Consider the following 11,940-nt stretch of genomic DNA (forward strand, 5'->3'; position numbering starts at 1 on the left):
TAGAGGTGTAAATATGGCGAATTTGATTTATAGTCCTAAAGACATTTTACAACAAGAATTCAAAACAAAAATGCGCGGATATGATCCGATAGAAGTGGACGAATTCTTAGACAATATTATCAAAGATTATGAGAATTACAGCAAACAACTCCTTGCTTTACAAGAAGAAAACGATAAATTAAGTGCAAAAGTCGCTCAATTATCGAAAAACCAAGGAGCAGCTCCAAGTCGTGCACAACAAACAGAAACTCCGAAAAGTGCGGCAGTAACGAATTTTGATATTTTAAAACGTCTATCAAATCTTGAACGTGAAGTATTTGGTAAAAAATTAGATGCACAAGCAGGAAATGTACCACCAGTAACACCTAATCCAAACAACTATACAACAACAAACGAACATGACAACGAAGCAACACGTCAGTTTTAAGCAATGAATCGATTTGTGGTTTTCGGGTAATCGCGGTCTGGCTTTGACCAGACTGAGGAAAGTCCATGCTCGCACAGGCTGTGATGCCTGTAGTGTTCGTGCTTAGCGAAAAAATAAGCTAAGGTACTCTTTTTAGAGTAACGGCAGGAAAACAAGCTAAGGTTTCGGCTATGCTTCAGTATCCTTGAAAGTGCCACAGTGACGAAGCGAACGAGGAAACTTGTTCGGTGGAACGCGGTAAACCCCTCGAGCGAGCAACCCAAACAACGGTAGGGGCGCTTTTTGTCGGGGAATCAGAACGAGACAAAAGGGCAGTTGATCTGCAGATAGATGGTTACCGCTTTGTTTTTTCTCCCTGGAAAAACAAAGTACAGAACATGGCTTATAGAAAACCACATCTTCAGGGAATAAATCGATAGGCGAATAACAGCCTACAAAATCAGTACTAACAATAGCTTTTTCCTACGTCTGGCGTTTTCACATAAAAAAGATCGGATGTAGGGGATTTAGAAGAGGGTGTGACGGAAGCGCACAGCTCCAAGAATTAAGCAGCAACATACGAAAATAGCTTATCGTATTTTTGGGTGTTGTTGCTTATTTTCTAAGGGCTGCTTCTGCCACACCATTTGTTTGATTATAGAGGACGAATGTCATGCCTCTTTTTTGATTGATAAGGAGAGTACAATGGATAAAAATAGAGAATTCAATTTAATAGCGACAGCGGCAAGCGGGCTAGAAGCATTAGTAGGAAAAGAACTTAGAGATCTTGGCATCGAGTGCCAAGTCGAAAATGGTCGTGCGCGTTTCAAAGGAACGATGGAAACGATCGCTACAACAAATCTATGGTTACGTACAGCAGATCGTATCAAGATCGTCGTGGGTGAATTTGATGCCCGTACGTTTGATGAATTATTCGAGCAAGTCAAAGCGTTACCATGGGAAGATTACCTTCCATTAGACGCCTCTTTCCCTGTTGCAGGAAAATCGATCAAATCGACACTTTATAGTACACCAGACTGTCAAGCTATCACTAAGAAAGCAATTGTTGAAAGACTACGTACGTATTATCATCGTCCGTCTACTGTGCCATTGACAGAAACCGGTGCACATTTCCAACTAGAAGTTGCTTTACTGAAAGATCATGTGTTAGTGACCCTTGATACAACTGGTCCAAGTTTGTTCAAACGCGGTTATCGCTTAGAAAAAGGTGGTGCCCCATTAAAAGAAAATATGGCAGCAGCTTTAGTGATGTTGACGAACTGGCGTAAAGATCGTCCGTTTTATGATCCCGTTTGTGGTTCAGGAACACTGTGTATCGAAGCTGCACTGATCGGTCATAATATCGCCCCTGGTTTCAATCGTGAATTTGTGTGTGAGACGTGGGATTGGTTCGATCCGGCTATCATGGAAAAAGTTCGTGCAGCAGCAGAAGAACAGGCAGATTATGATATCGAATTAGATATCACTGGGTCTGATATCAATGGTCAATTGATCGGTATCGCCAGAGCCAATGCGGAAGAGATCGGTTTAGGAGATTCCATCACTTTCCAACAACGGGCAGTGAAGGACTTCAAAACGGAAAAAGAATACGGCGTGATCGTTGCTAATCCCCCTTATGGTGAACGCTTAGGTGAAGAAGAATCCGTTCGTCGTCTCTACAAAGAAATGGGTGAGGTCTTCCGACCATTGAAAACGTGGAGTAAGTACATCTTGACAAGTGATTTGGCATTTGAAGAATTTTACGGACAAAAAGCAACAAAAAAACGTAAATTATATAATGGTGCATTGCGCACAGATCTGTTCCAATATTGGGGAACTCGTCCACCAAGAAAAGAACGGACTGAAAACGAATAACTAGGATATAAGTATGGACACCTAAAAACCATGGTTGGGACTTTAAGACCTTTGACCCTATGATTTTTGGAGGAATTCAAAATGAATGAACAAGCAAAAAAGTATTGGAAAGAATTTTGGCAAGGTGAACTCCCTCCAACAAATGTTACGGCAGAGCAGTGGGGTTGGGAAGGGACACCGATGGCAGATGAGTTGGCAGACTTGATTTTAAAGGGGATCAAAACGGCGTCATGTTCATCATACGATGAATGCCTGTATTACGATGAAGACCCGTTGTCTAAAATCGGCAGTTATACCATTGTTTTAAATAGTAAAGACGAATCTGTAGGCATCATAAAATATACAGATATGACGATAATGCCAATGAATGAAGTAACAGAAGAAATTGCCCGTGCTGAAGGTGAGGGTGATTTGAGCTATGATTACTGGTATAAAGTTCATAAAAAATTTTTTAGGGAGTTAATGCCCCAAATTGGAAAAGAATTTTATGAAGAGATGCCCCTTGCTGTTGAACGGTTTGAATTAATCAACGCAAAAGAAATGTAGTAAATGTAAGTGAGCGATAACTATTGGATAAATGATAACTAGGATAAGTTGGAGGATTTTTGGATGAATGAAAAGGAATTTTTGAAAGAAGTAAAAGAAATCGATTTAATGAGTCAAGCGTTAACAGTATTGGACTGGGATATCCAAACAGGCATGCCAGAAAAATCAAGTGAAGAACGCAGTGAAGTCAACAGTTATTTATATGGGCTATACTTCTCAAAAAAAGTCGGACCGAAAATCGCAGAAGCAATCGAATACTTCTCTGCGCACCCTGACGAGTTGTCTGAAGTCGGAAAAACGGTTTTTGAGAAAGTCAAAGAAGACTATGAATTAGAGCATAAAGTACCGGAAGAATTGATGATTGCATTAACTTCTGCGACTTCTAAAGCCCACACAAAATGGCAAGAATCGCGTGAATCAAAACAATTTGCTGATTTTGAATCCGCGTTATCTGAGAACATCAAGATCACAAAACAGTTGATCCCATATTGGCGTAAAGAGGAAAAAACGGATTATGATGTTCTGTTGAATAAATACGAACCAGGAATGACAGTTGAGATCTTAGATCAAGTATTTGCTCAAGTCAAAGAGGGCATTATGTCCATCCGCCAAGCCTTAGTGGAAAAAGGAACAGCGCCAGAGACGGATTTTCTTTCACGTAAAATGACGAAGGAACAACAAAAACGTTTTGTAGTCGGTGTGATCAAACAGTTAGGGTATGATTTTTCACGAGGTCGCTTAGATGACACGATCCATCCATTTATGATCGGGATTAATCGTAATGATGTCCGCATCACGACACGTTGGAATGAAGAGGACTTCAAAATGGCAACGTTTGGAGTAATTCATGAAGCCGGACACGGGATGTATGAACAAAATATTGATGAAAAATATACGTATACACCAGTTGGTGAAGGTACTTCGATGGGCATCCATGAGTCGCAATCACTTTTCAATGAAATCATTGTCGGCAGCAATCGTAGTTTCTGGGAAAAACAGTACCCATTCTTCCAAGAGTGTGCTGAAGGAACCTTTGATGATATTTCTTTTGATGATTTCTATCGTTCATTACAGTATACAAAAGCAAGTTTGATTCGGATTGAAGCAGATAGTTTGACGTATCCATTACACATCATTATACGTTATGAGATCGAAAAAATGATGTTCAATGAAGGGTTAGAAGTTGAGAAATTACCAGAAGTATGGAACCAAAAATATGAAGAGTATTTAGGTATCCGTCCAACAAACGATTTAGAAGGAATCTTACAAGATGTCCATTGGTCAGGTGCAAGTTTTGGTTACTTCCCATCTTATGCGTTAGGATTCATGTATGCTGCACAATTATTACATGCAATGAAAAAAGATATCGCTGTTGATGAGATTTTGGCTTCTGATGATTCCTCACCGATCAAAGAGTGGATGACAGAAAAAATCCATCAGTACGGTGCATCAAGAAAACCAAATCAATTGATTCAAGATGCGACAGGAGAAGTATTGAATCCGCAGTACTTGATCGATTTTATGCGAAAACTTTACTTTAGCGTTTATGGTGTTGAAGAAGTCTAAAAAATTCTCAAATAGAAGGTGAAAGCGGCAGTGGATAAATTAAATGAAATTGCTAATTATAGCATGGCACAATTGTCTTTGGATCGTTCAGGACATGGGGTGGACCATACGAATCGAGTAGTCGAACTTTCCCGACAAGTCCTTGAGACACTACCGCAAGCCGATCCTTTTATCACGCTGGCAGCGGCATATCTACATGATACGATCGATGATAAAGTGGTCGAAGATGAAGGGCAAGTGAAAGAAGGACTCAGAGTCTTTTTGGCAAACATCGGAGTGGCAGAATCAGAGATTCATCAAATCTTTCATATCATCGAAAATATGTCTTTTTCAAAAAGTTTGTCTGATAACGTCGAATTATCCTTAGAAGGCAAGATCGTACAGGATGCAGATCGCTTAGAGGCATTAGGTGCAATGGGTATCTTACGTACGGCATATTATGGAGGACATAAGGGGCATCCGATTTTTGACCCACTTATCCAGCCAATCAATTATACGAACAAACAAGAGTATCGTAAAGGCTCGACAGTCATCAATCATTTTTATGAAAAATTGTTGTTATTGCCAGACCAAATGAATACGGAGTATGCGAAACAAGAAGCAAAACGACGTGAAGTGTTCATGCGTGAATTTCTAGAGGAGTTCTACAAAGAATGGTTTGTGGGCGAGAATTCACTTGATGCACAAACTTGGCGTAACCGATAATTAAATCGACATGTCTGAGCCATTCGACCTCTCGCGCCATCTAAAATAAATAAACGGCGTAAACAGAAGGAAGTTCTTCGTAAAATAAGGCGTCATCCACAAAAAGTTGAAAAACAATTTTCGTGGATGACGCCTTATTTTTTGAGGTTAAACGCTTCTGGCTTGACCTCGTCTTCCTATTTGTTTTTTTTTCGAATTTGCTTGATCCTTAACAAAGCGCGAAAGATATTCAACAAAAATAATAACGTAGCAATACCAATTGGTACCCAGATCAAATAGACAGAATAGCCAAGTTCTGCAGAAAGTTCTGCACTTGAAGTATGTGAAAGCTCAGAGACTGCTTGTTGCCATGTCTGTAAGTTGAAAACAAGCATAAAGCCTGCGATGATCAATAGAATAAAGCCTAAGTAATGGATCGATGTCCGCTTACGAATCAATGCAAAGACTAAATAGAGAATAAGTAAAAATGCTGGAACACCAAATACAAAATAAATATTAAGCAAAATGAATCGCCTCCTCATAATAATCATACTTCAATTGATAGGAATTTAAAAATAATTTAGTCATTACTTGCATTCTTTTCACCAATATTGCTAAGATAACTGTATTCAAAGGAGGTCTTTTTGTTTTATGGCAAGTTATATCGAGCCGATTCGTTTTGCGTTGATTGTCTTTCCTTTTCTCGCATTGGCGATTTCTGCTATCTTTTTTATTTATGAATACCGAAAGTATGGAACGTTTCTCCTAACTAGAGCGGTCATTTTATATTCATTTGTCTTTTATCTATTATGTGCTTACTTTTTAGTGATTTTACCTTTACCTACTAAGGAAGCTGTTGCGCAAATGACAGGTCCAAAAATGGAATTACACCTATTTGCGTCTTGGGAGAACTTCAGAGCGAATACAGTCCTCGTGTTGTCCGATCCGAGTACCTATTTACCTGCGATGCGACAAAGTGTTTTTTTAGAGCCATTATTCAATGTCTTTTTACTCTTACCTTTTGGCATCTATTTAAGGTATTATTTCCGACTATCCTTCGTCAAAACGGTCATTGCAAGTTTCTGTCTCTCCCTATTTTTTGAGTTGACACAATTAACCGGTCTTTACTTTATCTATCCACGTCCGTATCGATTATTCGATGTCAATGATTTACTGACCAATACATTTGGCGGAATGCTTGGCTATCTTGTGACACCAATCTTTACGTTTATGTTGCCAACAAGAGCGAGAATGGATGAAGTATCTTATGAAAAAGGCAAGACAGTCTCTTTGACACGCCGTCTGGTTGCCTATTTAATTGATTGGTTTTTCTTATCTATTTGTACGTCGATCATCGGAGTGGTTGCCGGATTGTCGATTGGAAGTAGTGAGTTCACCTCCTATAGTTGGTGGTTGTTCGTGCAAGTCTTTCTCTATTTCATGCTTCTTCCTGTCTTTACAAATGGTCGAACACTTGGGAAAAAAATCGTCCGGATCAAGCTTGTTGAAGATGGGAGAGAACGAATCAGATTTCGTGCATTGTTCATTCGATATGCGTATCTCTATTTCTTATTTTATGGGCTAGGCTGGTTGAGCCAATTAGTTGGTCCAGTCATCAATCAAGCGACAGGTGTCACACAGATGAGTGCAGTGTTCATTTTCTTATGTACTTTGGTTGCACAGTTCATCTTCGGTCTGAATCTATTCTTATCTTTTATCCGTAAAAAGCGAGTTTTATTCTATGAAAAAGCGAGTCATACTTACACGATCAGTACGATCAAAGATAGAAAAGCCTGACCTTTTCAAGCAAAATAAGCAAATTTATGGTATAATTCCAAAGTCGTGAAAAATACAAAGAGAAGAGGTGTCGAAATGAGTCATTTTAAACAATTCAATTTTCATCCGTTTATCAACGAAGCGTTAGCAGAAAAAGGGTTCCAACAACCAACAGAAGTGCAAGAACGATTGATTCCTTTGATTTTAAAAGGGAAAAATATCATCGGACAATCACAAACTGGTTCAGGAAAAACGCATACGTTTCTTTTGCCTCTATTTCAAAAAATCAATGCCAATAAAGAAGAAGTCCAAGTGGTAATCACAGCACCAAGTCGTGAACTGGCGACGCAGATCTATGAAGCTGCTGTTCAAATCGCTAAGTTTTCCGATCCGGAGATTCGCGTATCGAATTTTGTCGGCGGAACAGACAAACAACGTCAATTAAATCGCTTGAATCACCAACAACCGCAAATCGTTGTCGGTACACCAGGACGTATCCTTGACATGATGAATGAGCAAGCTTTAAAGATCCATACAGCCTTTGCGTTCATCGTGGATGAAGCAGATATGACCTTAGATATGGGATTCTTGAATGAAGTTGATCAAATCGCTAGCCGCTTGCCAGAAAAATTACAATTTTTAGTTTTCTCAGCAACGATTCCAGAAAAACTACGCCCATTTTTGCGTAAATATATGGAAAATCCAATCATCGAAGAAATCAAACCAAAAGCAGTGATCTCAGAAGATATCGAGAATTGGTTAGTTTCAACAAAAGGAAAAGATAAGAATCAAACGATCTATCAATTATTGACGATCGGGCATCCTTATTTAGCAATCGTCTTTGCAAATACGAAACAACATGTAGACGAAATCGCTGATTACTTGAAAAACCAAGGCTTGAAAGTAGCGAAGATCCATGGAGATATCACTCCTCGTGAACGTAAGCGTGTGATGCGCCAAGTGCAAAACTTAGAGTATCAATATGTAGTTGCGACAGACTTAGCTGCTCGTGGTATCGATATCGAAGGCGTTTCTCATGTCATCAATGCGGAGGTTCCAGAAGATCTAGATTTCTTTATCCACCGTGTCGGTCGTACTGGTAGAAATGGTTTAAAAGGAACCGCGATCACTTTATATGCACCAAGTGATGAGGCATTGATCGAAGGCATCGAAAAAATCGGTGTTGTCTTTGAGCCAATGGAAATCAAAAATGGTGAAATCGTTAAAACCTATGACCGTAACCGTCGGACGAAACGTGAAAAATCAAAAGACAATCTTGACCCAACACTGATTGGTTTAGTCAAAAAGAAAAAGAAAAAAATCAAACCTGGTTACAAGAAAAAAATCGACTGGGCGATTGCGGAGAAAAATAAAAAAGACCGCAAGATCGAAAGACGTCAACAAACGCGTACAGCCAGAAAAAATAAAAAGAATTCCAACCAATAAGAGCAGTCATGAGCGAATCACGCTCCCCTTGACTTTCAGCCCCAAAAACCTAAATAGGAAATCTATTTTGGGTTTTAGGGCTGATTTTTTTGATTAAACAGTTGATATTAGGAGAACTGTTTTCGCATCTGTTGACAAAGAATGCCGTCTTCGATCAGTGGGTCTGAAAAACTCTGATAGCCCTGCTTTTCGTAGAAAGGAACGGCGGGAATTTCTGCAATCAAATAAATTTCTTTGAATGCTTCATTTATTGCTCGCTTTTCTGCCAATTGAAGCATTTCTCTGCCAATCCCACGTTTGCGCCAATCTTTTGCGACACAAAAACGATCAAATTGGATTTGTTCGTCACTTTGTTTTTGGTAACGTAAGGTAGCAATTGGCTGTTCGTCATGGATCATGACAAGGTTTGGGTAATAGGCATCCTTACCGTCAAATTCTAAATGAGCAGGTATTTCTTGCTCTAACACGAATACGTCATAACGTAAAACGTAACTGCTGGCTTTTATCCATTCTTCGGTTCCAAAATACGTTTCCATTGTTTTGCCTCCCTAGGGTTCTTTCCTGATTATAGCAAGGAAAACGTAGACCGCAAACAATGAAAAATCAAAAAGTAGGATTGACAGCATCGCTAAGAATACGTATACTGATAAAGTACAAAAAGGACATAGTTTGTTTTAGACTGACTCACAGAAAATTCTTTCTCGGCTGAAAAAAGAATAGTCACTGTTCAAACTGCTCCCTTTTTCAATTTGATAGAAATATCAACGCGACTCAGCGTTAACGAGTTTAAGAGGTAATGAGTAAACATCATTGCAATCAAGGTGGTACCGCGAGTTTTCGTCCTTGGCTGTAATGGTGTTTTTTGTCGTTTATTATGTAGAAAGAAGGTAAAACAATGAAAAAATTAAGCAGTGCAGAAGTACGTCAAATGTTTTTAGACTTTTTCCAAGAAAAAGGACATACGATCGAACCTAGTGCTTCACTAGTACCGGTCAATGATCCAACCTTATTATGGATCAACTCAGGAGTGGCGACACTAAAGAAATATTTTGATGGATCTGTTGTACCAGACAATCCAAGAATCACGAATGCGCAAAAATCGATTCGTACGAACGACATCGAAAATGTAGGGAAAACTGCCCGTCATCATACGATGTTTGAAATGTTAGGGAACTTCTCGATCGGCGATTATTTCAAAGAAGAGGCAATCCACTGGGCATGGGAATTTTTAACAAGTCCAAAATGGATGGCGTTTGATCCTGAGAAATTATATGTCACTGTTTATCCAAAAGATACAGAAGCAAAACGTATCTGGCACGAAGAAGTAGGATTATCTCTTGACCATATCGTGGATGTAGAAGATAACTTTTGGGATATCGGCGCTGGACCATGTGGGCCAGATACAGAGATTTTTTATGATCGTGGCGAAGCCTATAATGACTTGGAAGAAGATGATCCTGAAAACTACCCTGGTGGCGAAAATGAACGTTATCTTGAAATCTGGAACTTAGTATTCTCAGAGTTCAACCACAAACCAGATAATACGTTTGAACCTCTTCCACATAAAAACATTGATACGGGCATGGGCTTGGAACGAATGGTTTCAATCGTTCAAGATGCACCAACCAACTTTGAAACAGATTTATTTATGCCGATCATCCATGCAGTTGAGCAATTGAGCAACAAAGTAAAATACGGTGAGGATGCCTTAACTGATATTTCATATAAAGTAATCGCTGACCATATCCGAGCATTATCCTTTGCGATCGGTGACGGGGCATTGCCTTCAAATGAAGGTCGTGGCTATGTCTTGCGTCGTTTGTTACGTCGAGCTGTCATGCACGGGAAAAAATTAGGGATCGAGCAAGCTTTCTTATACCGTTTAGTGCCTGTTGTTGGCGAAATCATGGAGAGCTATTATCCTGAAGTGCTGGATCAAAAAGAATTTATCGAAAAAGTCGTTCGTACGGAAGAAGAACGTTTCAATGAAACGATCAACGAAGGGCTTGAGATCTTGAACCAAGTGATCAAAGAGGTAAAACAAGCAAACGGAACAACGCTTGCAGGAAAAGATATCTTTAAACTTTACGATACGTATGGATTCCCAGTTGAATTGACAGAAGAAGTGGCGGAAGATGAAGGATTGAATGTCGATCACGCAGGCTTTGAAACAGAAATGCAGGCGCAACGTGATCGCGCGCGTGCGGCTCGTAATACAGAAACATCTATGGGTGTTCAATCTGCTTTATTGACAGATATCAAAGTAGATAGCACATTCATCGGTTATGACCATATTGAATCTGACAGTGAATTACTAGTGATCGTCCAAGACGAAACAATCGTCAGTGAACTATCGGATGGGGAAGCGCAATTGATCTTTGATCAAACACCATTTTATGCTGAAATGGGTGGACAAGTAGCCGATCAAGGTTGGATCATTGATGCCTCTGGTGAAACAGTAGCAAATGTGACTGATGTTCGAAAAGCACCAAATGGACAATTCTTGCATAAAGTAGAAGTCCTTTCTGAGATCAAAGAAGGAAACACCTATCATTTATTGATTGATGAACCAAGACGTAACCGAATCATCAAAAACCATACGGCTACTCACTTATTGCACAAAGCATTAAAAGAAGTATTAGGCGATCATGCCAACCAAGCAGGTTCATTGGTTGCACCAGGTCATTTGCGTTTTGACTTCACACATTTTGGTCAAATCACAAGTGAAGAATTGGCAAAAATGGAACAAATCGTAAACGAAAAAATCTGGGAAGCCATTCCTGTTGAAACGATCGAAACAGACATCGATACAGCGAAAAATATGGGCGCAATGGCATTGTTTGGCGAAAAATATGGCAACGAAGTCCGTGTGGTCAATATCGGCGGTTGGTCGATCGAGTTATGTGGTGGTACGCATGTCGGTAATACCGAAAACATCGGAATCTTTAAAATCGTTTCTGAATCAGGGATCGGTGCAGGGGTTCGTCGGATCGAAGCGGTGACAAGTAAAGAAGCTTATGAATTGTTGGAAAGCGAAGAACAACAACTAAAAGAAGTTGCGGCAATCGTGAAATCACCACAATTGAAAGAAGTCGTAGCTAAAGCAGAACAATTGCAACAACAGTTAAGAGAGCTACAAAAAGAAAATGAACAATTGGCAAGTAAGTTAGCGAACCAACAAGCAGGAGATATTTTCAAAAATCCAGAGACGATCAATGGTAAAACGATCATCACTGCACAAGTAAAAGTAAAAGATATGAATCAATTACGTCAATTAGCCGATCAATGGAAACAAAAAGCAGTTTCAGATATTCTTGTCTTGGCAAACGAACAAGAAGGTAAAGTCAGCTTGTTAGCAGCAATGACGCCTGAAGCAAATGAAGCAGGCTTGAAAGCTGGCGATTTGATCAAAGCAATCGCACCGAAAGTCGGCGGTGGTGGCGGTGGTCGTCCAGATATGGCGCAAGCAGGTGGAAAAAACCCAGCTGGTATCTCAGACGCATTGACAGAAGCAAAAACATGGTTAGAAAATAAATAGAAGCAAGCGTAGGTTTTTACTACAAATAAATGGCAAGCGAGTTTGGGATGATTTCCCAAGCTCGTTGCTTTATTTTCATTGGCTCAACGGTTGTTGCTATGTA

10 protein-coding genes and 1 other RNA gene are annotated in these 11,940 nt (G+C 39.7%); 9 read left to right on the forward strand and 2 right to left on the reverse strand.

The window, feature by feature from the left end; translation table 11 throughout:
• Nucleotides 1-13 precede the first annotated feature (13 nt).
• The 6 genes from gpsB (at nt 14) to IGJ39_RS06505 (ending at nt 5,098) form a co-directional block, all read left to right on the forward strand.
• Entirely contained in the window at nt 14-427 is a 414-nt protein-coding gene (gene gpsB, locus IGJ39_RS06480; RefSeq protein WP_010735545.1) for a cell division regulator GpsB, read from the forward strand.
• 18 nt (nt 428-445) lie between these two features.
• An RNA gene (gene rnpB / locus IGJ39_RS06485) (RNase P RNA component class B) lies at nt 446-817 on the forward strand.
• 294 nt (nt 818-1,111) lie between these two features.
• Nucleotides 1,112-2,281, forward strand: a complete 1,170-nt coding sequence (locus IGJ39_RS06490; protein WP_010735544.1) for a THUMP domain-containing class I SAM-dependent RNA methyltransferase — start codon at nt 1,112-1,114, stop codon at nt 2,279-2,281.
• An 81-nt stretch (nt 2,282-2,362) separates the two neighbouring features.
• A complete protein-coding gene (locus tag IGJ39_RS06495) occupies nt 2,363-2,827 on the forward strand; it encodes an ASCH domain-containing protein (protein WP_019723505.1) in 465 nt (154 codons plus the stop codon).
• Nucleotides 2,828-2,890: 63 nt separating this feature from the next.
• Nucleotides 2,891-4,393 (forward strand): carboxypeptidase M32, encoded by a 1,503-nt coding sequence (locus IGJ39_RS06500; protein ID WP_019723504.1) that lies wholly within the window; start codon nt 2,891-2,893, stop codon nt 4,391-4,393.
• Nucleotides 4,394-4,423: 30 nt separating this feature from the next.
• Nucleotides 4,424-5,098: an HD domain-containing protein gene (locus IGJ39_RS06505; RefSeq protein WP_019723503.1), complete on the forward strand. Its 675-nt coding sequence runs from the start codon at nt 4,424-4,426 to the stop codon at nt 5,096-5,098.
• Between the two features lie 176 nt (nt 5,099-5,274).
• On the opposite strand, the gene IGJ39_RS06510 is transcribed toward IGJ39_RS06505, so the two are convergent.
• Nucleotides 5,275-5,601, reverse strand: a complete 327-nt coding sequence (locus IGJ39_RS06510; RefSeq protein ID WP_019723502.1) for a hypothetical protein — start codon at nt 5,599-5,601, stop codon at nt 5,275-5,277.
• A gap of 127 nt (nt 5,602-5,728) precedes the next feature.
• Between IGJ39_RS06510 and IGJ39_RS06515 the strand changes: the two genes are divergently transcribed.
• Both IGJ39_RS06515 and IGJ39_RS06520 read left to right on the forward strand, forming a co-directional pair.
• Nucleotides 5,729-6,874 carry a VanZ family protein gene (locus tag IGJ39_RS06515; RefSeq protein WP_019723501.1) on the forward strand — a complete coding sequence of 382 codons (1,146 nt, stop codon included), beginning with the start codon at nt 5,729-5,731 and terminating at the stop codon, nt 6,872-6,874.
• Nucleotides 6,875-6,949: 75 nt separating this feature from the next.
• Complete coding sequence (locus IGJ39_RS06520) at nt 6,950-8,299, forward strand: DEAD/DEAH box helicase (RefSeq protein ID WP_019723500.1); 1,350 nt, start codon at nt 6,950-6,952, stop codon at nt 8,297-8,299.
• A 107-nt stretch (nt 8,300-8,406) separates the two neighbouring features.
• Here IGJ39_RS06520 and IGJ39_RS06525 read toward each other — a convergent pair whose 3' ends face one another.
• Complete coding sequence (locus IGJ39_RS06525) at nt 8,407-8,835, reverse strand: GNAT family N-acetyltransferase (RefSeq protein WP_019723499.1); 429 nt, start codon at nt 8,833-8,835, stop codon at nt 8,407-8,409.
• A 359-nt stretch (nt 8,836-9,194) separates the two neighbouring features.
• On the opposite strand from IGJ39_RS06525, the gene alaS reads away from it, so the two are divergent.
• Complete coding sequence (alaS, locus tag IGJ39_RS06530; protein WP_019723498.1) at nt 9,195-11,837, forward strand: alanine--tRNA ligase; 2,643 nt, start codon at nt 9,195-9,197, stop codon at nt 11,835-11,837.
• Nucleotides 11,838-11,940: the final 103 nt, after the last annotated feature.

Origin of the sequence: Enterococcus sp. AZ140 (genome assembly GCF_051714405.1) — a bacterium.
Lineage (GTDB): Bacteria > Bacillota > Bacilli > Lactobacillales > Enterococcaceae > Enterococcus_B > Enterococcus_B pernyi.